The sequence below is a fragment of the Rhizobium sp. RU36D genome, assembly GCF_900176345.1.
Lineage (GTDB): Bacteria > Pseudomonadota > Alphaproteobacteria > Rhizobiales > Rhizobiaceae > Allorhizobium.
The window spans coordinates 101,813-124,685 of record NZ_FWXU01000014.1 but is presented as its reverse complement, the minus strand read 5'-3'; the positions used below and the strand labels follow the sequence as shown (position 1 = coordinate 124,685).

Here is a 22,873-nt window from a genome sequence, read left to right as displayed (position 1 = left end):
CGCTGCGTCACCTCGACATAGCCAGGCAGCGCCTTTCATTCCTGACAAGGCGTCATCCATACGACCTACCCCGCCGGGCACCCGCCTAGAAAAAAGGAGACGTCCCCGCCTATTTCTCACGCACGCCCCGAGCAGCACGATGATCGCGCGCCGGAGGCATATGGAGGACTTCATGGACCGTTTGATCGCATCTACCTTCCTGGTGCTCTCGCTCTCCGCCGTGGTTTCGCCGGCGCAGGCGTTTGAGATCAACGCCAAGGCCACCACCCGCCTCGAGGCGGAAGTCGGCCTCGACGCCAAGACCATCGCATTTCTCAATCGTTTCCCGAGCGAAGTCCGGGTTCAGATTGTTCAGACGCTGAAGGACTCGTTGCCGCTGATCGACAAGAGCGTTTCTGGCTACATTTCGCAGGTCGACGCGGTCATCAGCTCCAGCATCGACCAGGCCGCATGCAAGTCGACGGTCCCGATCGGCGTTTTCTTCGACCAGATGAAGGATCCCGTCTTGCCGGGCGACTACAAGTCGAAACCCTGACGAACGATTTCGCCGATGTCGTGTCGAGCTTCTCGGCGACCAGCAAGCCGCACCATCAAATACGAGGAAGTCTACCTACACGCCTACAAGACTGTGTCCGAGGCCAGCGCTGGCATCGGCAGATATCTGAACTTTTAGAATAGCCGACACCCACATTCATCGCTTGACCGGCAGACGCCGGATCAGGCCTACTTCAACGCGGTGGCACCCATGATGGCAGCGGCATAATAGAGGCGGAAATCCACTTAGCGAAACGCCCGAAACTGTTCAGACAAACCGAGCCACCTCTTACAGTAAGATAGCCCGGCACTTAATTTGAGACTTGGCAGTCAATTTGAGATTCTAGGTTCGCTTTTGCCAGTTAATATGGGATTCGCCGTTTAAATTAAATTGGCTCCCTGTCGTCGACCCGCCATCAAAAATGGCTCGTATTACAGTAGGTTATTGCCTGATCGGAAGTGGTTCAGCACGAATATTGTGCCGAATAATCTCAAATTAAGTGCCGTTAACAGCCCGCGCGGGCGCATTCTTACGATTAAGCGCCAAACCATATGTCCCGACAGGCGTCAGAGCTGTTCGGCACAAGAGGAGAGGAGATCTCTCCCAGCATCCTGGCACATGCTTCGTTCACAGGGGACAATGAGACCGGGTACGGTGCCATCGGGGTAGCCAAGAACTCGTGCGGCAACCGAGGAATGCACGCGATACTGCTGCCTTCGAGAACCAACTACCTTAGAATGCGTCAGCCATCCCGTGACCCCGGCGGGCGTCGGTCAACAAGGAGCAACCCATCCGGCCCGGCTGACACGCCGCCATCTCGGCGACTCTCAAAACGTTGGACGTTCCTTTCGAGGATGTCGGACACTTCCAAATAGCGTCTCATCCGTCCTCTCCTTGTCGGTGGCATCTCCTGCAATGCGGCATAGACTTTCGCGTCTATTGCGAAGAACACGCCGTCATCGATTTCCCGACCGACGTACCCTTCGCCGACCTTATCGGAGAGATCGCCGACGGGGCGATCAAGAAAGAAGGAATAAGCTCTCGTCATCGCTTCGAACTCATCGAATCTGAGGTCAATTCCCTTCCCGATTCCTGGGGGGTCGATGATCCTCCCCTGTGCTCCGCTGGCTTTGAACATAAAGAAATTTGCGCAGCGGGTTGTCGGCGGGCGCCCGTTGACAGTGTGGAGCGCGGAAACCTGACCGAGAGCCTTGGAAACTGTGCCTGCGCCGGGCGCACGGGTCCGACCCTTACTTTCGAACACGTGTCGTTCGCGACAACGAAGTCCGATAAAATCTGGGCGTGACTTTGGGGGTGGCGGCGCCGCACCGACCTTTGGAGTTACGGGCATCGTCGTCGTTGCCCAACGGCAAGATGCGAGGCTCGCGACATGGAGAAGGATCGTAACTTTCATTTGGCTCTGGGCATACCAGTGTGTGAATGCCTCACCGAGCAAGAACGAGACACCGACTTTCTCCGTTTGCTCAAGGCTTCGGTAGTACGACGTGGTGTGCAAAGAAGGCTGAAGATAGCCGGTGGCCATCGCGACGAGCATGGTCTCCCGCCAGGAGCCAACAAGCCGTATCGCGTGGCGACGACTGGGATAGCCAACCGTGAGCAATGATCGGATGATGTCCGCATGACTGGGAAACAAGGTTCTTGTGCCATTCAAGGCGGTAAAGCGACCAGAAAAGCCTGCAGCGCTAAGATCAATCGGCATGCGAACACCATCTCCCCCACAGCCGATTCAAAGCTCCGTCAATCTCATAGTTCAGCATGGCTGAACCACTTTGCTGCGTGTGCTTTCTTGCAAGGTTTTACCTCAAGCGCAATAATCCGAGGGCTGGTCATGACGTCGACCCGTGGCTGCGATGGCCAGTCATAGCCGCCACTGGTGTTCTTTGGCGGACTTTGGTGATACGGGATAGCTATCTGCCTCTTCTGAGGACACGACCAAGAATTCCCTTCAAAATTCCTTGCTGCGGCGACACATCACGCGCCGAACCGGAAGCGCTATCTCCACCATTTTCTATGCAAAACCACGACCGAATGTCTTGATATGGTCCAAGTTCGTAGAGGTCTTGGGTCTGTTTGAGCCACTTCGCCAAAAGCGCATATTTCTCATTGTCGTAACCCCTGCTTGGTGATCCGTAAACCTGATGAATTTCGCCTGGTGTGTCACAGTAACGGGGGTCGTCCAAAGTGTGGAATGTCCGGCAGTTGAACGGTCGGAACTGATAGACGGAGCAATCGCCCGCTTCAGAGAGCAGCGGGCAGCTTTCGCCGATTGTGGCCTTCCGACCGGTGCCTACCTCATTGATCGGTGTCCGGGCCATGAGGTGGATATATTCGGCTTCAAGCCGGCTGATAGTCACGGGAATTTTACAGCAAGCACTGCAGCCCTTCTGGCACACGGAGAAGCTTGCCACGTAACCCGCATACTGATCCATGAAGCCATAAATAGCTTTCAGCTTCTCGATTTCAGGCAGTTTGGCGTTGTTGATAACACCCTTTAACAACTTTTGAAATTTGCCTGAGAAATGGTCCGGCTCCTTTGGCCGCGGGCGGGGCAAAGCTTTAGTCAAATATCGTAGGGATTTCATTGCTTCCATCAGAGTAAAAATGCTTGAAAAACTGCCTATCATGCCACGTCAGAAATTCAGTTGATTTTGTTACTAAAATTCGATTTGTCCATCAAAGGAACGAAAAGCCGTCATCACGCTCAAGTTTTTTGAACCGCGAAGACGACCAAGCAAAGAGCTCATAATTTTCGGAGTTCATATCGCAGTGGTGGACCGAAAATCTCGTCCCTATCGGCTGAGCAATTCCCCATGCTCGATTGCTTCGACATCCGGCGATATACCTAGGGCATATCTAGACAATCCCCCATGCCCGAAACCTCCCCCTCCCCGTCATCTCCCGCAGACCCAGCTCCAAAACAATCCGCCGCGCCGCCTGCGGCGTGACGTCGAGCGTTTTCGCCACCATCCCGGCCGACACCAACGGCTTTGCCATCACCAGCTCGACCAATTCCGGCAGTTTCGAAGACATTCGTCTTCCCGACAATTTACGCTCCATCATCTGCCGAGCCAGTGCCAGCCGGTCATGCTCTTTCATGCCGATCTCGGCGGCCGCCAAAAATCCGTGGGCGATGGCGAGCAGCCGGGTCTCCCGATCACGATTCCGGCGCCGATCGACGGGAATGGTTTTGAGGCCGAGATTGATGGCGGCCAGATGGGCGCCGGTGGTGATGCCGGCCTGCCGTAGGATCGAAGCGCAAAGCAGCCGGCCGAGCCAGGGCGCATGTTGCAGGACCGAAAGCTCGTTCCAGGCATCGAGGGTCACGATCGCCTGCAGCACCGCTGGCAAATTTTCGGCCTGGCGCAGCACGCCGCGCCATTCCTCCAGCCGGGCATCCTCGTCCCAGTCGAGATCATAGACCAGTGCGTCTCTGTCTGCTGCGCTGGCGCGGCCGGGCTGCGTTGCGTTTTCGATTGCGGCCTCTGATCGGGCAAGTACCGCATCGATGGCGGCATAGTCGACGTCGAGGAGATTTGCGACGTCGTCACCTCCCTCCCCCTCCCCTTCCGCGGGGATCGCGGCCGCCGGCCAAATAACTTCGGCCGTCGTCGCCTCGTCTCCGCCGCCCGACCCAATCTCCGAGGTTTTCCGCAGCGAGCGGATGCCGTCGGCAGAGAGCGCCCAATCGGGAGATTGGCCGGCGATCCGCCGACGAGTGCGCATGACGTCGCGGGCGATTGTCAGTTCGTGGGTGGGTGTGCGAATATCCCGCGTGGCGTCATGCAGGACGAGGTCTTCAAGATGGACAAGTTCGCCGTCGATCCATAGCGAGGCGCAAGCGTCGGCGAATTGGGTGCGCTCGATCCAGCCCTGACCGACCGGCGAACGGGCGATGCGCTCGTCGAGACGCGCGAGCGCGACACCGGCGTCGAAAGCCGGCCGCATCAGGGCTGTCATACTGATTTTTCCGAGATCGTAAGTCATTGAAATAATGGTAAATGATGTCTTATAGGAACTCTATATGAATATTGCAGTTCCTCACATGGTATGATTGACGGTTGTTCGTCTAACCTCCGATAAGTAACCCTTATCAAGGGTTAGCCATCAATCGACTGTTTCTTGCTATCTGGCGCCGCAAACGCTATGTTGCTGTCGCAAAATCGACGAGGAACACCATGTCCGAACCACAGCTTTCCATCCGCAGCAGCAAAGCAAGAGATCTTGCGCACGCGCTCGCGCGCAGAACGGGTCAGCCGATCAACAGGCTCGTCGAGCTGGCGCTTGAGCGCTACGATATCGAATTGAGGCAGCAGGATAAAAAGCATCCACTTGATGCCGTCTGGGAGCTTGCGGCCGAGGGCCGCCGCAATGTTCCGGCTGGAACTACATCTGCACATGATGATCTTTATGATGAAAATGGCCTGCCGATATGATTGCGATCGATACCTCGGTTCTTGTTGCGATCGTCCTTGATGAGCCGGAGGCCGAAACCTTCAAGTCGGTCCTACGGCAAGAAGAGATTGTTATCGGTTGGCCCACTCTGTTTGAAACAAGAACGGTTCTGACAGCCAAAGGTTTTTCTAATTCCGCTGACATCGTCTCCCGGTTCGTTGACGCACCGAACATCATCCCAGTCGCCTTCAACGAGAAGCACTATCGTGAGGCTGAAGCCGCGCTAGATCGATACGGCAAAGGACGCCACCCGGCCAGCCTGAACATGGGTGATTGCTTTTCCTACGCTGTCGCTGCAGTTGCCAAGGCACCCCTTCTGTTCAAGGGTCATGATTTCAGCCAGACGGACCTTAAACTGCACCCAGCATCGTCAACGGCATGACTCCTGGAATCCGAACCATCGTTGATCGCAGAGCTAAAGAACCGGACGCGATCGCAGCCGTCCTACCGGTCGACCGGCGAGACGAGCTGCTGACTGACCAGGATTTGGAGACGTTGCGCCATCTGGTTAATGAGGGCATGGGCGAAAACACCTTGCGTGCGCTGGCATCCGACCTTGCCTATCTGCAGGCCTGGTCGCTAGCCGCGACCGGGGCCTCCCTCCCCTGGCCAGCGCCCGAAGCCTTGTTGCTAAAATTCGTCGCCCATCATCTGTGGCAACCCGTACAGCGCGAGATTGATCCTCACCACGGCATGCCAGCTGATGTCGAGCAGAGTCTGCGCGACCAGCGGTTGCTCCGATCCTCGGGGCCGCATGCGCCAGATACGGTGCGCAGGCGGCTTGCCAGCTGGTCGACGCTGACGAAATGGCGCGGACTGACCGGCGTCTTCTCCTCCCCGTCCCTGAAGTCCGCAATACGACTTGCAGTCCGGGCGACCCCGCGACCGAGGAAGCGCAAGAGCGCCAAGGCGGTCACTGGCGACGTCTTGGCAAAGATGCTTGCGACCTGCAGCGCCGAGACCCTTCGTGACATCCGCGATCGGGCTATCCTGATGGTCGCCTTTGCGTCCGGCGGACGGCGTCGCAGCGAGATTACCGGTTTGCGCAGGGAGCAGCTCACGGACGAGCCGCCAATCACCGTCGAAGGCGGCCCTCCCCTTCCCTCTCTCGCCATCCACCTCGGCCGCACGAAAACGTCCGGCTCGGAGCACGATGAGGTCGTTTATCTGACGGGCCGGCCCGTGGATGCGCTCAACGCCTGGCTTGCGGCTGGAAGAATCGAAACAGGGAGCATCTTTCGAAAGGTTGATCGTTGGGGGAATGTTTCAAAGCGGGCGCTGGAGCCGAGCGCGGTAAATGCGATCGTCAAGCAGCGGGCGGCAATGGCCGGGCTGGAGCCCGAGGAGTTTTCGGCCCACGGGCTACGATCAGGCTATCTGACCGAGGCAGCAAATCGTGGCATTCCCCTTGCCGAAGCCATGGAGCAGTCCCGCCATCGATCCGTTCAGCAAGCATCGGACTACTATAATGGCGCAACTAGGCGCAGTGGTAGAGCAGCCAGGCTTCTCTAGGTCGCTCATGGCCTGGCTGAAGCGCGCAAATGGAATGTCCCACTTGAGTAAACCTGCCGAAACAATCTCCGTGAGACGCAAATCAGAGAATCATGGGGTTGATTTTCGCAGTTATGAGACGATACCCAAAGGACATCTAGAAACTAATGAGACGTTTCATGACAATCTACGGGTAAGCGATAGACCGCCTGAAGAGGGTAGCGGATCGGCATGGCGGTTCAGAGCGCTCAGCCGGCGTCAGCGGCCACGGGAAGAATGATCTTCGCCGTGGTTCCTTCGCCTTCTACACTTTTGAGTTCCAAAGAGCCGGCATGGGCGGCCACAATGCGCGCCACCATGGAGAGACCGAGGCCGGATCCTTCCGCCCCGCTTGCGTTGGCGCCCCGGACACCGTTCTGCAGGACATGCGGGAGGTCGTCAGTCGGGATGCCGATGCCATGGTCACGGACCACAATTGCTACACCAATCTGATCGCGCACCAGAGAGAGGGTCACCGGCGCGCTACCTTTCAGAGCCGTATATTTGACGGCATTTTCCAGGAGGTTGACGATGGCCAGTTCGATCATCGCGGCATCGACGAGGAGAACGATTTCCGATACGCTATCGTCGATATCAAGGCGGATGTCGGGGTCGTTCAACAAATCCTGGGATCGCTTGAAAGCAGCCCTTAACATGCTCCCGGCTGTCACGGGAGCCGGTTCCGGCTGAATGCTGGCACCCTGCAGAAGACTGCGCTGAAGATTTGTCTCGAGAATCTGCACCAGCCAAATGACGGATTGGCGGATGCGCTCGATCCTGCTTCGATTGACCTCATCTCCTTTGCGAAGGGAGAGAGCGATGCTGTCCGCGCTCGTGCGAATGGCGGAAAGCGGCGTCCGGTATTGATGGGACAGGACTTCGAGGAACCGCACCTGCTGAATCTGCGACTGCATTTCCGCCTGCAAGGCGCTTTCGGCGGCCCTGCGTGCCTCGTTCAGTTCGGCCGTGCGCTCTTCGACCAGGGCCGCAGCCATCCGTTCTGCCGATTGAGCCGCTTCCAGCGCTTGCGAATTCCTAATTCGCTCACGCCTTTCGGCGTCTCTGAGCCTAACTGCCAGGACACCGGTCAAAAGCACGATATGAATGAGGCCAGCCACTCCATAGACATGGAATACCCAGTTTGGCATGTCCCAGACTGCCACTCGCTGCATGATCGAGACAATACTGCCGCTGACAAGGACCATGAACGCCGCGGCACGTAGCAGGCTTGCGACACCATCTTCTCGGGCATACCAAAGCGAGATGACGAGACTGAGCATGGCAGCCAGGGCCGCGAGCACGGAGCCAAAGGGGGCAAAGTCCAGATTAAGGTGCAGCGAGGCAAAGACGATCCCAATTAGGCCTCCACCGGCAATCAGGAGATATACTCTGTGCAGGAAAGTGGACTTCCTGTCCAATTCGAGCAGCTTGATATTGGTCACCGCAAAAACACACAGAGCGCCCCAGCCGCAGGCGCCAATGAATACGTCATTCGCCGGACCGTTCTGCGGAAATAACAAAGCTCGGCTCAGACCGAAATTGCCGAAATACAGCAACATCAGCGATAGGGTCCTGACCGCGATTAGGGGATAAATCAGCTTGCGATCGAACTGATAGAAGACAAGCTGGACGAAGATCAGAACGATCATGCCGCCAAACCAGACACCGAATCCCAGGGTCGTGGCGCTGAGATCGGATGCAAAATCCTCGACCCGGCTGAGATGGAAACGCGCTTGCGTGGCGGAATTCGTGTTCAGGATGCGGACATAGAGCCGGGTGGTTTCTCCGTCCTTGAATTCTACCCGAACCGCGTCGGCGATCGCCGAGATCCCGCTGTTGATCGGCGGCCGGTGGTCCCCGGTCTGTGTCAGTCGATAATCATTGGCCACCCGGCCTTGCCCAGGGGCGGCGGAGTAGATATCCACCGCATCGAGAAAATTTGGCGACATTGTCAAAATCGCTGCGGCGTCGGTCCCGGACGGAAGGCTGAGACGCAGCCAGTACGCGCTTCGAGTGATGCCGAGACTAATGTCTCCACCGATGACCGGGAGGAAACGCCCGTCATGTTCCGGCCGCAGCACATCGGCAAGCGACAATGCCAAAGACGGATCCTCCAGTATGGCAAGATGGCCGGAGACCGCGGGAAGCTGCTCGGTCGCAAAGGCGACCGGTGCGTCTCTTACGGTTTGGATGGCAAGCAGAAGCAGGACAGAAGCCACGAGGCGAAAGCCGCATCCGAGTCTCCCGAAGCCGCCGATCCCTGCTTGTGTGTGAAGCATGTTCAATTTAAAATACACCCGCTGAAAGGTTGAAAGTGATTTATCCACAAAAGCCATTCGCCGAATCCTGATTAACACAACTAGAAAAAAAACGTGATCCAAGACCCTCATCCGGAAAATATTCGCGTTCTGCTAGTAGAAGACAACAGCTTTCTGCGGAACAGCCTGTCAGATTACTTGCGCTTGCGGGATATGAAGGTCACGGAAGCAACGTCAGGTGCGGAATTCTACAGTTGCTTTGATCCCATGAGTCTTGATGTTGCAGTCATTGACGTCAATCTCCCTGACACCAGCGGCTTTCAATTGACGGCATCAATCCGCGAAAGAAGCGACATCGGCGTTATCATCCTGACCGCTCGCACCAAACGCGAGGACAGAATTCGCGGCTACGGCGAAGGTGCCGACATATATCTGACGAAGCCTGTGGATACCGAAGAACTGGCGTTGGCAATCGTGAACTTGAGCAGGCGCAGGCGAAATCAGGTTGGGCCGATGACCTCTTCTTCCATTGTGAAGACTGCAGCCACGTGGAAACTCGACCGAGCGAAGCACGTGTTGAATACGCCAGGCGGCGTTGCGGTTAAACTCTCTACGCGAGAGACTGCCTTCCTTGAGTATCTCGCTGCTCGTTCCAATGTCGTTGTTTCGCGTATAGAACTCGCCGCCATTTTTGGCGAGGATAGACAGACATCCGGGAGCCGCGTGACAGATGTGGCACTCGCGCGGCTGAGGGCGCGCATCCGCCAATCCGGGACTGAGCTACCGCTGCAAGTGATCCGCAACTCGGGCTACAAACTCGTCACCACAGTTGTCGTTAATTAAAATATGGCTGCCAACCGTGGTCGTCGGAATTGGGAAGCATGGCGAAAACGTAAGTCCTTACGCATCGGTCGTATGTCAGAACAAACGCGACGAGTGTCATGCCGTTGTCGAAAACTGAATAGATCGAGCTCTGCTGTAAATTGGCCATTACATAAGTGTTCCTCCCGTCGAAACCGGAGTGCAGCAGGAGCGACCCAGCCAACACCCTTGATGAAAGCTTGTCAGAACGACCGCCGCCGCGGGCAAGGCGGCGGCCGTTCCTTCTGCCAGACGGGGCGCCGTCTTGGTCAGAATGTGGTCGAAAAGCGCAGGTTGAAACGGTTGTCACCCTTCGCTCCGCTGGCGACGCCGCGACCGTATTCCAGGGTGAGGTTGGCGGATCGCAGGCTTTCCCTTTGAGCAAGGCCAAAGCGCAGACCGACACCGAAGGCAGCGGCTCGGGTCACGGTATCCTCGACGGCTGTCGCCTCTTCGAGTTTGACAATGCCGGCAGCGCCGAACAGATAAGGCGACATGGCGGTGCCGAATGTGCCATTGGACAGGGCATCCAGCGTCTGGGGGAAGGCAAGTTCCGCCCGCAACGCGGCCCCTGTATCCCCCTGCAGGGAGCCGCTTCCGAAGGACGACAACCAGTCGAAACCGCCGAGGCCGAACTGTTCCGATGTGACCATCGGATCACCGAACGAGGTCTGCGCCTTGCCTGACACCGTCAGGTTTAGCTGATCCTGCAGCAGGCTTTGCCGATAGCTTCCTATCACTTCGAGTTTGACAAAGTCCGGCGATGCGCCGACCCGCGACAGCGGAAGGAGCGGCGTGGCGTGGCGCGCGCCCAGTGCATCGAGCCCGAATGACAGCGTCGCCTCACCCGACACAACCGCGCCGTCAGGGAGATAGGCATCGGCCGCCTGCTTCAACCGCAGGATCCGCAGCCGGTCTTCGCTCCAGCCGGTGCGGAAGCCATTGACATCGATCTCCTGTCGCTCCTCCGCCAGGTCGAAACTCAGCACCGAGCTTGTATTGAAGGCGCGGCTGCGCATCCAACTGTAGCCGAGCCGGGTGGAGAAGCGCTGGAAATGGTCAAGGATCGTATAGGGGAGGTCGGATTGCGGATGAGTGCGGCTGTCGACGCCTTCCAGTCCAAACCACAGTCCGTCGGTGCCGAGCGGCACCGTGACGCCGCCCACGATCTGGCGGTTGCGCGGATCGTCGGTCAGCAGCGCGCCATCCAGGCCGGAATAGCCGATCAATCTGACATAGCCGACTTCGCCAAGGCCAAGGAGGCTGTTGAATTCTGCGCCCACGCCCAGGGGATATTGGCCCAGTTCCGGGGAGAGGCCGTTATCGATCGACATGCTTCCGGTAATAGGATTGTGGCGCCCCTCAACAACAAGAATGGTGGCGCCGGGATCGCCGCCCGGCGTCAGGGTGGAACGCAGCATGATACCCGGCAGATCGCTGGCCAGCAGCAGCCGGCGCTCTAGCTCGCGGCGCGTCAGCCCCTTCTGCCGCACCAGCGGTGAAAGAACACTTGCCAGACGACCACGGATCGACGGTGGCAGCGACGAGGTATCGACCTTCTCGACATAACCGTCCGTCACCACCAGCTTCAGCGGCTGACCATCCATGATCGTCTGCGGTGGCAGGCTGACCCGTACCAGCAGATAGCCGGCTCTTGCATAGGCCTCCTCGAGATCGCGCGCGGCAGAGAAGAGATCGGCACCGCTGACCTGCTTGCCCGCAAGCCGGACGTTGATCGCTGCGGTCTCGGCCGCCAGCGGCGCAAGCCCTCCTTCGACGGACAATCCCGCTGGCCTCACCAGCAATGTCTCCGCGCCTTCTGGCGCCTCAAGGCCGGCTGTTGCCGGTACAGTCAGCCCACCACGCACGGCACGGATCGTCGGCGGCGCATAGCTCGGCTCGGTCAATTGGCTCGCGGTTTGTGCCGCGATCGACTGCGGGATGATCAGCATTAGTCCGGCCGCGATCACTGTGCCCCATGCGCGGCGAATACGCATCGCATGATGCCGCTTAGGTTTTGTCCGGTACTGCATTATTCGCCTCCAGCCCCGCCGCCTGTGCAGGCAGAGGCCTGGACCAATGCGCCGAAGCAGGGGGCGCCGAACAGCCACACGTCGGCGGAGGCAAAGACTGGAGCTTGTCCGCCAGCAGATGCGTCGTTGCCGCCCGTGGCGTTGGTTACCACTCCAGGTCCACCCTGCGTTACCGACTGGCGCCAGACCGGCAGGCTCGCCAGCGGCACATTGATACCATCCACCAGCGCGCTTGCCGGGATACCGGGGTCGATCGCAGGTGCCGGATTGGGGGTTGGCTGGGGATTGACCGTGGGTTGAGGGGTGACCGTAGGACTGGGGGCAGCCTGGACCATCAGCACTCCGCCGAGATAGCGGATCGCGTAATTGCGTGCGGTAAGGCCGGAGACCGTGAGGTCATAGGTGCCAGCAGCCACGGCACCCTGGGCAGAGCCGCCATAAACCAGAGAGCCGTCCAGCACCGCTGATGTCTCGCCATTGACGAAACCGGAATAAGCGACCCCATTGCCGCCGGAATAGGCAAGGCCATCATAGATCTTGCTGGCATCATTGGCGGTGATCGTCAAAGATGCCGCGTTGACGGTCAGACCGTTGGCGAGAACCTGATAGGTAATCGCATAGTTCGAGGCCGCACCGCTGGTGAAGACAGCGTTGGAGGCCGTGATGTCATAGGTGCCCACTGCCGCGCTGGCGGCCGCACCGCCACTGGTCAGAGACACCGAGCCGATCGTGTCGCCGCTGATCAATGAGCCGGCGACGGAGTAGCTGTTCAGAACAAGCGTCTGGCCATAGGTCTTGCTGGCCGTACCAGGCGTGATCGTCAAGGTGACAAGCGCGGGGGAAATGGTCAGCGTTCCCGGTGCATAGCTGATGTCATAATTGCCGGAGGTCAGACCCGATGCGGTGATGCTGTAGGACCCTGCCGCCGATGCACCCTGCGCGGTGCCGCCATAGGCCAGCGTGCCAGCGAGAACAGACGCCGTCTCGCCATTGACGAAGCCGGAATAGGTCACGCCATTGCCGCCGGAGTAGCTCACGCCGTCATAGACCTTGCTGGCGCTGTTGGCGGTCACTGTCAAAGCTGCGGCGGAAACGGTCAGCGATCCCGGTGCATAGGTGATGTTGTAATTGCCGGAGGTCAGGCCAGAACCCGTGATGGCATAGGTCCCCGCATTCACCGCACCTTGCGCAGTGCCGCCATAAGCCAGCGTGCCGCCGAGAACAGACGCCGTCTCGCCATTGACGAAGCCGGAATACGAAACCCCATTGCCGCCGGAATAGGCCACACCATTATAGACCTTGCTCGCGTTGTTGGCGGTGACTGTCAGAGCTGCGGCAGAAACGGTCAGCGCTCCCGGTGCATAGGTGATGTTGTAATTGCCGGAGGTTAGGCCAGAACCTGTGATGGAATAGGTGCCGGCATTCACCGCGCCCTGTGACGTGCCGCCATAGGCCAGCGTGCCGCCGAGGACAGAGGCCGTCTCGCCATTGACCAAGCCGGAATAAGTGACGCCGTTGCCACCGGAATAGGCCACGCCGTTATACACCTTGCTGGCATTGTTGGCCGTGACCGTCAGAGTTGCGGCGGACACCGTCAGCGTTCCCGGTGCATAGGTGATGTCGTAATTGCCCGAGGTCAGGCCGGAGCCTGTGATGGAATAGGTGCCGGCATTTACCGCGCCCTGCGAGGTGCCGCCATAGGCCAGTGTGCCGCCCAGCACCGCGGACGTCTCGCCATTGACGAAGCCGGAATATGAAACCCCATTGCCGCCGGAATAGGCCAGGCCATCATAAACCTTGCTGGCATCATTGGCGGTGATCGTCAGAGCTGCCTTGTTGACGGTCAGGCCGTTGGCCAGCATTTGATAGGTGATGGTGTAGTTCGAGGCCGAACCGCTGGAGAACACTGCGTTGGAAGCCGTGATGTCATAGGTGCCGGCACCAGCGCTGGCCGCGGTCCCGGCACTGGCCAGCGATACCGAGCCGATCGCGTCGCTGCCGATCAATGAGCCAGCGACGGAATAGCTGTTCAGCACGAGCGCCTGGCCATAGGTCTTGCTGGCGGCGTCGGGCGTGATCGTCAGCGTCACGTTTGCCGGGGATATGGTCAGCGTTCCCGGTGCGTAGGTGATTGCGTAATTACCGGAAGTCAGGCCGGATGCTGTAATACCATAGGACCCCGCGGCCGAAGCACCCTGGGATGTTCCGCCATAGGTCAGGGTGCCTCCGAGGACAGAGGCGGTTTCGCCATTGACGAAGCCGGAATAGGAGACACCATTGCCGCCGGAATAGGCCACGCCGTCATAGACCTTGCTGGCATTGTTGGCCGTGACCGACAAGGCGGCCCTGTTGATGGTCAGGCTGCCGGCATTGAGCGTGAGGTCGTAACCGAGCTGCGTGGAGTAGAGGCCGCCCAGCGTCAGCGCCGCGCCGGAGTAGCTGCCGGCATTGGCACTGGAGGCGATGTAGCCGGCCGTGCCCAGAACCTGTGCGCTGTTGTAACTAGTCGGGCTGTAGGTCAGCGTGCCGACGTTTGTGCTGGTCGCAAGGCCGTCATAGGTCTTTGTCACGGCTGCGGTCGTCGTCACGGTGAGCCCGGTCATGAAACCACGCAGCAGTGGAGCCGTCAGCCCGTCGTAGATGCGCCAGACCTTGCCGGTGCCGCCGGTGTCATCAATATCCCAACCGGCATTCGTGAACGTGGATAGACTGCTCATCTGTGCGGTGGTGAGACCCGTCACGCCGGTAGACGAACCGCGGCCCAGGCCAAGTGTTGTGCCCGAGGAGGTGGTATTCCAGAAGCTGCTGGTGAGTGTCGCGCCCGGGGTATGACTGCCGATCAGCCCGCCGACATATGAGCCTCCGGACACTTGGCCTGTCGCGTAAGAATTGCTGATCGCACCACTGGAAGCCTGGGTGCCGACCAAACCACCAGCGTCGGAATTTGCAGCTGAGACAGAACCTGTTGCATAGGAATTGCTGATCGTGCCGTACTGGTAACCAACCAGACCACCGGCGTCGGCATTGGAGGCTGTGACGGCGCCTGTCGCGAAGGAATTGCTGATCGTTCCACCGTCCTGCTGGCCGACCAAGCCACCAACCGACAGACCGCCAGAAACGGTCACAGCTGCATAGGAGTTTGTGATTGTGCCGGCTTGAGAGCCGACCAGCCCTCCGACGGCCGTACTCGCGCTCGTGACGGTGCCTGTTGCGTAAGAGTTCGTGATCGTGCCGGAAGCTTGGTGGCCTACCAGGGCTCCTACCCTTGCGCCCCCGCTGACAGATGCCCCTACGAGACCCACGCTGCGGATGGTGCCACTGGTCCGCGCGAACAGGCCGGAGTAACTGGCAGATGTCGCGATTTTCAGGTTCGAGATGGTGTGCCCCGCCCCGTCGAAACTTCCGGCAAACCCGTTGGAGGAATCACCGATCGGGTCAAAGCCGGCGCCAGAGTTCCAGTTTGCCGTTCCGCTGGCATCTATATCTGCCGTGAGAATGAAATGCCGCGACAGCAGGCTGTTCGAGCCTATTCCCTGAAGCCCATAGATATCCTCGATCTCGTAGGGCGTCGCGGCGGTGCCATCGCCACCCGTCGCCCGCAGGAAGGTGGAGCCGGTCGCCAGCACGAAATTCGTGGCCGAGAAGGTTAGCAATGTGGAGGAAAGCTGGTTCCAGGTGCCGCCAGCAAGGCGGAAAGTGCCGACATTGACGGCGTTGGATGTGGTTGCGGTGCCACTGGCATTCACGATCAGCGTGCCGTTGGTGCCCGTGACTGCGCCACCAAGGTTGATGTTGCCGCTTGATGTGGTGGCGAGGGTCACGCTCGATGCATCTGTCCACGATATGGCGTCGGCGAGGGTGAGCGCGCCCGCTGCCGAGAGGGTAGCGGTGCCGCTGACGCCCAAGGTGCCGCCACTGTCGACGGTGAGAAGGCCGGAAGAGCCGAGATTGCCGTTCAGCGTATAGTTGCCCGTGCTGTTCAGATAAACGCCGTAGCCTGCCGATGTCGTCAGCGGCGCAAAGCCGCTGGACGAGAGGAAGGACAGATCGGTATCTGCATAGCTGCCGCGCGCGGCAAGATAATTGGCCCGTGTTGCCCCCAGGGTCGACTGGCCGGTGATTACATGGGCGGCCGTGCCATAGATGGACATATTCTGGATGCCATTGGTGCCGGCGACATCGGAGAAGGCCGCGCCTTTTGCGGTCACCCCGTCGAAATATGTGAGGGCACCGGTGGCGGCCAGTTTGTCTGCGGCCGCCAGGACATAGTAATAGCCGTTCGCACCCGTGTTGGTGCTGCCGATGGCGCTGCCGCCGGATACGGCGGTGACGCCTTGTCCAGCCGCAACCGTGGTGCCGGCATCGCTATAGGCAATACCCGATACCGCCACAGGTGCCGTTGGATAGAGCCAGTTGAAGTATGGATAAAGGCCGGCGCCGGTGCCCCAGATGGACGGAGAAAAGCCCGAAGGCAATGTGCCCTGCAACTGCGTGGTGGTGAGTCCAGTCGCACCCGTTCCAGCATAAACACCGATTGACTTACCGCTGGTCTCGGTGTCCCAATAGACGTTGGATACCACCGCATTGAAGTCGAAATTCGCACCGACGAAGCCTCCGGCCCTTCCGCTTGCGACGTTGACATAGCCTGTGGAATAGGAGTTGGAGATTGAGCTAAGAGACCCATTCACACCGGCAAATCCGCCGAGCCAGTCCAGAAGGCTCAGACCGGTCACATTGCCTGTTGCATAAGAATCGGTAATCGTTGATTGAGCATTTACTCCAACGAAGCCGCCGAAGCCAATCTGGCCGCTACTGGAGGAGCCTTGGATGGTCACGTTTCCTGTTGCAAACGACTGACTGATGTTGCTCTGAACCGATTCACCCACCAGCCCGCCGACGCTTCCCAAGCCCACACTGAGATTGCTTCGGATATTTCCTGTGGCAAAGGATTGCGTGATGGTACCATTGTCCAGCTTGCCGACCAGGCCGCCGACGATGCCATCATCGGTGGTGATGGAAACACCCGAGGATGAAAGGGTCACGCTGCCGCCATAGGCAGCGCCGATCAACCCACCGACATAACGACTGCCGCGAATGCTACCGCCAGACAGCGCCACATTGCTGATGGTCGCGCCATTGGTAGCGCCGAACAGGCCGATATAGTCCGATCCGAGCCGATCGATCACGAGGCCGGTGATGGTGTGGCTCTGACCGTCAAATATGCCGGTGAAGCGCTGGCTTTGGCTGCCGATGGAAACAAAGCCGGATGCGCCCCACAGGCCGCCGTAATAGCCGTTGCTGCCGACCGCTTGGGCGCTCGTCATGTTGATATTTGCACCCAGCTTGTAGCTGGCGGTGAGATCCTGCGACATCAGTTGCAATGCTGCCGGCGTTGCAATGACGGTCGAATACTCATTGCGCAGCATCGGCCGGGTTTCCCCGTCGATCATCACCCAAGTGTTGGTGAAATCGAGGCCGGAATAGGTGGCCTGGGTCCGGGGCGCGCCGGAGACGTCGACGGCCGTGCCGGTAATGGTGGAGCTGGGGGCGGTGCCGATCGCAACGGTCTGCCCCGTTGAACTGGCGTCCCAATAGGCATTGTTGAGGAAGAACGAGGCCGGAGACGTACTATCTGCGTCCACGCCGATCAGTCCGCCGGTGCCGCTGGCCCCTGTGACCCTGCCGCTGGCATAGACATTGGTCAGGATGAGCGGACCACCCAGGGCCTGCCCCACGAGGCCGCCAGCGTTGCTGGCGGCCGTCACTGCTCCGGTGGCGTAGGAATCGGAGATCGTGACGGTGTAAATGGCATGGCCCACAAGGCCGCCGGCCCCGTTCCCCGAGACCGTGACGGACGCCGCCGAGGAGGTATTGGACAATACTGACTCAGCCAACCAACCCGCGATTCCCCCGGCTTCCTGAAATCCGGTCACACTGCCCATGACGTGGATGTTGCTCAGGTTGGAGTTGCTCACTTGGCCCACCAGCCCTCCCACTCGGCCGTTGCCGGTCACCGAGATATTGGAGAGCGTCATATCCCGCAACGTCGCGGAATCCGCCTGAGCAAAAAGGCCGATAAAGGTCGTACCGGGTCGATTGATGGTCAAACCATCAATATTATGGCCGAGGCCGGAGAAGGTGCCGGAGAAGGCTGTGGAGCGTCCGATCGGGTCGAAACCCGCACCGCCGTTCCAGCTTGCCGTCGCCGAGGCGTCGATGTCGTTGGCCACCGCATAGAAGCCCGTGCTGCCCATGGCCTGCAGAGAGGACACATCATGGATCAGCGTGTAGGATTGGCCGTTGACGGCGAGACTTGCCGACGAACCTGAGAGGGTAACCCGAGCCCCATTGTTCAGGCTATAATCCGTACCATAGGTCAGCACGAGACCGGCGCCTGCACCCGTCGCGCTGATGTCCTTGTTGATGAAGATACTGCCCGCTGCCGACAGAGTTAGCGTCGTCCCCGCCGACCAGGCAATGGGTGCTGCCACCGTGATATTGCCGGCTTCAGCGCCGCCGGAGCCCGTCGTTACGGTGACATTGGCGCCGGCGAGCGCGGTCGTCAGCGTGTTGACATTGAGGATACTGCCGCTGCCGGACGCGTCAAAGCCGCTGACATTGCTGCTGGTGGCACTCGATATCGTGATATTGTAGGGGTCGAGCAGCAGCGAACCAAAACGCCCGTTCTGGGCACTTAGATCGGAAAAGCCGGCGTAATCCAGCGCGGCCTTGCCGGAGACTTCCGCATCTCCGCCATGACCGGAACCCGCGCCGCGCGCGGTAATCAGCCCCGAAAAGCGCGTGAGGTCGTCAGACCATACAACCACAGTTCCGCCAGAGCCTGACTCGGTGGCATCAGCGCGGATAATGCTGGTCGTATCGACGCTGGTGGTGGAGGCACGCTGCGTGCCGCTCGCCCCCTGCCAATCCCCCCCGATCTTCACCTTGCCGCCGCCTGCCGCGCCCGAGGCATCGATTTCAGCGCCGTTCAGAGCCACCTGGCGGCCGGTCACTTCCACCTTGCCGCCCTTGCCGGCCGCGGCGGTGGCTCTGACCTTGCCGGACACCTTGACCGAACCGCCCGCGCCGCCACCGATGACAATGGCGCCATTGCGACCAGACACGGTTTTTGCCTCGACCACGCCGGACATGTTGATGGCCTGCCGAGACGCTTCACGCGCCGTCGCAGCACGCATAACGACCGCACCGCCGTCTGCTGAAATCGTCCCGCCGTTCTCGACCAGTGCACCCTCGCCTTCGGCGCCTTCGCGTGTTGGCACAGCCACCTGCAGGAAGCCATCGCCCGAGAGGTCGAGCGTCGCTTGCTCGCCCGAGCCCAGACCCACTTTGCCCATCGGCACGGCGATCAACCCGTCATTCCTGACGGTACCGCCGAGCAAGGCGGCATAACCGCCGCGCCCGACCGTGATGACGCCTTCATTGCGCACGCCTGCGGATGCGCCATTGCCATGAAAAGCCAGATTGCCCTCAAGGAAATCCCGATCATCGATGTCCAGCGTCGACGCCACGAAGCCGCCACCGACCTTCACCGTGCCTGTCGGCGTGATGGCGATCCCGTTTGGATTGACCAGATACACCTGGCCGTTGGCCGACAGAGAGCCGGCAATCGTGGTCGATGTGCCACCGGTCACGCGGTTGAGGATGGCCGACCCCGCATTAGGCTGGACAAAATTGACCGAATTTCCGGATCCGATCGAAAATCCGTTCCAGTTGACGATAGCCTTCTCGGAGCCCTGCATGACGGTCATCGTGGAACCGGCCGAATCGAACGTCACCGATCCCTCCAGCACCTGGCCACCGGTGGGCAGCGCTTCACCGCCAAAGGCCATCCGCACAAGCAAGGGCTGCGTCATCAAGGCCGTGGAGGTCACGAGCGCGACGTAAAGCCTCCCTTTCCGTCTGGAGTTCCGACGCGGAGACGTTAGGGTAATCGTCGAAATAAACATTGAAAATCCGATGCGTCATTCAGTTTTGCTGCGGCCCGCGCATCGGCGATCAATGCGCGACGTATGTCCCGTCGCCAAAGGTCGATCACGTTCCAAGCATGCGACAGGCACGCTACGATGGCGCCTTCGCCGTAGGGTCGACGAGACATCCCGCTGGTCTTTACATAGCTGTCCATTGAGTAACCCCATCTGTACCGCTGCTCGGGCAGTCCTTGGTAGACGGGACATCGATAGGGTGAAGCGGCAGCAAGGCGCCAGCTTTCAAATGTAACGAATGTTTCACATGTTACCAATGTTGCAGAAATACGTGGCATTTCCGCATCATCCACGATCTTTCGTGGCATCGGCCGGCCGTTGCAGGCGTACCTGCCCGCCGAACGAATAACTTCTCAACCGCTCTGCTGGCAGGTCCTTGGTCGCGTCGCACCGGAGCTCTGCCGAATAACTCCAGCGTGATCCGCACCGGACACCTGGTCACTCCCTATCGACCCGCAGGCATAAACAAAAGTGCACTTTGTTAGTTTTTTATGTGACTTAACGCACACTTCATGTCATTCCTATAATGCCTGATAATCTTGCATTATCAATCCTATTAGAATTTCGCTATCACGCTACGTGAAAATGGCGGTTTTCGCCTCCTGCGCCTCAGGATAACGCGACGCGCCGTACGCACCGCCCCGCCAGCCGCACCGGGCTGACAAGGGCAAACCACTCACGACGCTGAGCAGGTTGCGTTTACGCAGCACAAGACGGGCGCCATCTCGATTGGCGCCCGTCCGTCGTGATGCATTAGCCCCGCGTCAGCAGGCGGCTTTGCGAACATCCGCAACAGACGCCGCTTGCCGCATGTCGGTCCATTGCAGCCCGCCTGTATATCGCCAGGCCATCTGCCCCTGCTCATCAAGGGTAAACAGGCTGAGCCAGCCATTGTCGAACAGCGCCCGCACCTGGGCGTGCCGCTTGAGGATATCAGTGATCGCCTCCTTCGGTGCCTCGATGGCGACGGTGAGGCGCAGCGGCTCGTGCACGAAGCCTTCGCCGTCATGCACCGATTGCCAGGGAAGCCCGGCGCGCAGGTTGCCGCCATTGCCTTCGACAACGCCGATACCGCCGACGACATTGTGCAGCAGCTTGTTGCCCGCCCCGAACAGCGATGGCGCGACCGAGGAGCCGAAATATTGCAGGCTGATCCAGCTCGCGACCACAACAGGCGCGGTCAGGATGAGCTCGAGCACCTTGAAGCCCTCGTCCTTCTTCCAGGCATAGTCGTGCAGGAAGGCCTGGCCCTCCAGGGAGCGGCCTGACGTCCGCGTCCTTGGCGCCGCGATGAAGGCGCGGCAGCCGGCAAGCCCCAGTTCCGGCCTCACTTCCGACCAGTCCCGGCTGCGCGCGATCACGCTCTCGGCCGTCGCGCGCGGCAGGCGCAGAGCCCGCTCGGCCCGGGTCAGGCTGCCCGCCTGGGCAAGCCATTGCCGGATGCGGACGATATCCTGGGCGGCGATCTCGCTCTCAAGATCATCATCGAACAGCGTCACCGCATCGGTCGTGGTGTCGTGCAGGCCGCCGAGGAACACCGTATCGGCGGGGATGCTGATGCCCCTTGCAGCGAGCTTCTCCCGCACCGCGCGATCGTTCAACAGTGCGGCCAGCAGCCGCGCATTGACGTCGCCGGCATAGCCGCCGCAGGCGCCGCAATGCAGCGCGCTGGCATAGGGGTTGTTGACGACATTGGCGCCATGGCCGGCAATCAGCACGAAGCGGCCGAAGCCTTCCGTCAACGACATCGCCTTCAGCACGGTTTCGGCGGCCGCGGCGCGGGTCTCGAGATCGAGATGCGGCGCAAAGCGCGGCTTGGCCGCGTCAGGCCCCCTGCCCTTGCCGAAGCCGAGACCATCGCGCAGCAGCTTGCCGGCATAGACAGGCCCCATGGCCTCGACGAAGGCAAAGGACGAGACCGCCGCCAGCTTGAACCGGCCCCAGGCCCGAACGGCCCGTGCACCAAACCGCGCCTGCTGGTCGGCATCCGGGTCATGATCGACAGCGCTGCAGCTGAAGATCGAGGGCTTCAGCAGGACCGGCAGGCGATGCTCCGAAACGTCAGAGGCAAAACCCCTGTGGCTAGCGCCAAGGCCGAAGAAGCCGGCAAAACCCAGCGTGCGAACACCCGGATCCACGCGTTCAAGCGCCCGCCGGAAGACCTCGGAGCGCACATCGATGCAAAATGCCGCCTGCAGCACCGGCCGCAGCTCGGCGACCTTCACCGTCGAGGGTGCGGCCAGCGTCGCCGCCAGCCGCCGCTGTGCCGCCCGCTCGGCTGCGATCTGCAACAGCCCGTCGATGACTGTGTCAAAATCGGCTGCCACCGGCTCGGCATGCTTGCGCCTCACCTGCTGCCATTCGCTTTCGATGGCCTGTTTGTGGCGTGCATAAAGCGCCTCTTCAAAGACCAGCCGGATCGCCAAGAGTTCGAGCGCCGTCATATCCGTGCGCCCCTCGACCTCGGCCTTGAACTGGATATGGCGCGAAAATTGCGCCCAGCCACCGAGAGAAAGCAGAAGCTGGTGGAAATAGGTGCCGGGTTCGGCGCCGAGACCGAGCGAGACGGCCACCCGTTCAATGGCCCCTTGCGGCGTTTCCGGCGTTTCATCCACGTGGATGCCAAAACCCTTCAAGCCGAGGATCTCCGGCGTCAGGTCATGGGTGGCAAAGGCCCTCCAGGCGGCATAGAGCCCGTTGCGCCGGGAGGCGGCCCAGAGCGCCTGTCCCTGGTCGAAGAACCCGGCCGCAAAACTGCCGATCCGCTCGGAAACGAGGGCCGGCCAGTCCCGGCCCGTTGCCCGCGCGGCGAGATCCGCGACGGTCGGAAGTGCTGCAACGGGCTGCGGCTCCTCCGTGGCGGCGGCCTTCAGCGCCGGAAGGTCGATGCGGTTGAACACGGCGCTCGATTGCAGCGCGGCGATCAGGTCCTCGTCGGTGATCTCGCCGCGAGCGATCTTGTCGGCATAGTGCTTGCGCGGCATGGCCAGCCGCACACCGGCGATCCGGGCGAGCCGGGCCGCTGTCTGGTTCAGCGTGTCGCTGACCTGGCCAAGGAAGGGATTGACGGCGACGGTTGCCGTCAGCGGCCAGGCGGGCGGGATGGCCCGCACCGCCTGGTCTGCGGCTAACGCCAGCGCTTCACCATGCAGGGTGTCGATTGTGGTCATCTCGGTCATC

General features: G+C 60.2%; 12 protein-coding genes and 1 pseudogene. 6 read left to right on the top strand and 7 right to left on the bottom strand.

Features of this window, described 5'->3' with window-relative positions:
* Positions 1 to 172 precede the first annotated feature (172 nt).
* Together B9A97_RS17630 and B9A97_RS17625 are read left to right on the top strand one after the other, a co-directional pair.
* The gene (locus B9A97_RS17630; protein ID WP_143530554.1) at positions 173 to 535 is read left to right on the top strand and encodes a hypothetical protein; all 363 of its coding nucleotides are present in this window, start codon (positions 173 to 175) and stop codon (positions 533 to 535) included.
* A gap of 48 nt (positions 536 to 583) precedes the next feature.
* Positions 584 to 763, top strand: a pseudogene (locus B9A97_RS17625) (integrase core domain-containing protein); the annotation flags it as partial.
* 514 nt (positions 764 to 1,277) lie between these two features.
* Here the strand turns inward: B9A97_RS17625 and B9A97_RS17620 are convergent.
* From B9A97_RS17620 to B9A97_RS17610, 3 genes are all read right to left on the bottom strand, one after another.
* Positions 1,278 to 2,255 (bottom strand): hypothetical protein, encoded by a 978-nt coding sequence (locus B9A97_RS17620; RefSeq protein WP_084366665.1) that lies wholly within the window; start codon positions 2,253 to 2,255, stop codon positions 1,278 to 1,280.
* Positions 2,256 to 2,463: 208 nt separating this feature from the next.
* Positions 2,464 to 3,147 (bottom strand): YkgJ family cysteine cluster protein, encoded by a 684-nt coding sequence (locus B9A97_RS17615; protein ID WP_179145324.1) that lies wholly within the window; start codon positions 3,145 to 3,147, stop codon positions 2,464 to 2,466.
* Between the two features lie 262 nt (positions 3,148 to 3,409).
* Positions 3,410 to 4,549 carry an RHE_PE00001 family protein gene (locus B9A97_RS17610; protein ID WP_084366664.1) on the bottom strand — a complete coding sequence of 380 codons (1,140 nt, stop codon included), beginning with the start codon at positions 4,547 to 4,549 and terminating at the stop codon, positions 3,410 to 3,412.
* 182 nt (positions 4,550 to 4,731) lie between these two features.
* On the opposite strand from B9A97_RS17610, the gene B9A97_RS17605 reads away from it, so the two are divergent.
* From B9A97_RS17605 to B9A97_RS17595, 3 genes are read left to right on the top strand one after another with little or no spacing between them, the layout of a single operon-like run.
* Positions 4,732 to 4,989 (top strand): type II toxin-antitoxin system VapB family antitoxin, encoded by a 258-nt coding sequence (locus tag B9A97_RS17605; RefSeq protein ID WP_084366663.1) that lies wholly within the window; start codon positions 4,732 to 4,734, stop codon positions 4,987 to 4,989.
* Positions 4,986 to 5,390: a type II toxin-antitoxin system VapC family toxin gene (locus B9A97_RS17600; protein ID WP_084366662.1), complete on the top strand. Its 405-nt coding sequence runs from the start codon at positions 4,986 to 4,988 to the stop codon at positions 5,388 to 5,390. The genes B9A97_RS17605 and B9A97_RS17600 overlap by 4 nt, the downstream gene beginning before the upstream one ends.
* On the top strand, positions 5,387 to 6,520 hold the full coding sequence (locus tag B9A97_RS17595) for a site-specific integrase (RefSeq protein ID WP_084366661.1): 1,134 nt from the start codon (positions 5,387 to 5,389) through the stop codon (positions 6,518 to 6,520). The genes B9A97_RS17600 and B9A97_RS17595 overlap by 4 nt, the downstream gene beginning before the upstream one ends.
* 227 nt (positions 6,521 to 6,747) lie before the next feature.
* On the opposite strand, the gene B9A97_RS17590 is transcribed toward B9A97_RS17595, so the two are convergent.
* Positions 6,748 to 8,874: a sensor histidine kinase gene (locus B9A97_RS17590; protein ID WP_179145323.1), complete on the bottom strand. Its 2,127-nt coding sequence runs from the start codon at positions 8,872 to 8,874 to the stop codon at positions 6,748 to 6,750.
* A gap of 36 nt (positions 8,875 to 8,910) precedes the next feature.
* Between B9A97_RS17590 and B9A97_RS17585 the strand changes: the two genes are divergently transcribed.
* Entirely contained in the window at positions 8,911 to 9,639 is a 729-nt protein-coding gene (locus B9A97_RS17585; RefSeq protein WP_084366659.1) for a response regulator transcription factor, read from the top strand.
* Between the two features lie 287 nt (positions 9,640 to 9,926).
* Here B9A97_RS17585 and B9A97_RS17580 read toward each other — a convergent pair whose 3' ends face one another.
* The 3 genes from B9A97_RS17580 to B9A97_RS17570 all read right to left on the bottom strand — a co-directional run bounded on the left by B9A97_RS17580 (position 9,927) and on the right by B9A97_RS17570 (position 22,872).
* Positions 9,927 to 11,654 (bottom strand): ShlB/FhaC/HecB family hemolysin secretion/activation protein, encoded by a 1,728-nt coding sequence (locus B9A97_RS17580; protein ID WP_210189715.1) that lies wholly within the window; start codon positions 11,652 to 11,654, stop codon positions 9,927 to 9,929.
* A 35-nt stretch (positions 11,655 to 11,689) separates the two neighbouring features.
* Positions 11,690 to 19,564, bottom strand: a complete 7,875-nt coding sequence (locus B9A97_RS17575; RefSeq protein ID WP_179145322.1) for a beta strand repeat-containing protein — start codon at positions 19,562 to 19,564, stop codon at positions 11,690 to 11,692.
* Positions 19,565 to 20,457: 893 nt separating this feature from the next.
* On the bottom strand, positions 20,458 to 22,872 hold the full coding sequence (locus B9A97_RS17570; RefSeq protein ID WP_143530552.1) for a YbcC family protein: 2,415 nt from the start codon (positions 22,870 to 22,872) through the stop codon (positions 20,458 to 20,460).
* Position 22,873 lies beyond the last annotated feature (1 nt).

What these genes read in the sequence shown, in the direction of transcription:
- B9A97_RS17615 (WP_179145324.1), bottom strand. Translation starts at nt 3,147, where the DNA reads ATGGAAGCAATGAAATCCCTACGATATTTGACTAAAGCTTTGCCCCGC.
- B9A97_RS17620 (WP_084366665.1), bottom strand. Translation starts at nt 2,255, where the DNA reads ATGCCGATTGATCTTAGCGCTGCAGGCTTTTCTGGTCGCTTTACCGCC.
- B9A97_RS17590 (WP_179145323.1), bottom strand. Translation starts at nt 8,874, where the DNA reads ATGGCTTTTGTGGATAAATCACTTTCAACCTTTCAGCGGGTGTATTTT.
- B9A97_RS17595 (WP_084366661.1), top strand. Translation starts at nt 5,387, where the DNA reads ATGACTCCTGGAATCCGAACCATCGTTGATCGCAGAGCTAAAGAACCG.
- B9A97_RS17605 (WP_084366663.1), top strand. Translation starts at nt 4,732, where the DNA reads ATGTCCGAACCACAGCTTTCCATCCGCAGCAGCAAAGCAAGAGATCTT.
- B9A97_RS17630 (WP_143530554.1), top strand. Translation starts at nt 173, where the DNA reads ATGGACCGTTTGATCGCATCTACCTTCCTGGTGCTCTCGCTCTCCGCC.
- B9A97_RS17580 (WP_210189715.1), bottom strand. Translation starts at nt 11,654, where the DNA reads ATGCGTATTCGCCGCGCATGGGGCACAGTGATCGCGGCCGGACTAATG.
- B9A97_RS17575 (WP_179145322.1), bottom strand. Translation starts at nt 19,564, where the DNA reads ATGACGCAGCCCTTGCTTGTGCGGATGGCCTTTGGCGGTGAAGCGCTG.
- B9A97_RS17600 (WP_084366662.1), top strand. Translation starts at nt 4,986, where the DNA reads ATGATTGCGATCGATACCTCGGTTCTTGTTGCGATCGTCCTTGATGAG.
- B9A97_RS17570 (WP_143530552.1), bottom strand. Translation starts at nt 22,872, where the DNA reads ATGACCGAGATGACCACAATCGACACCCTGCATGGTGAAGCGCTGGCG.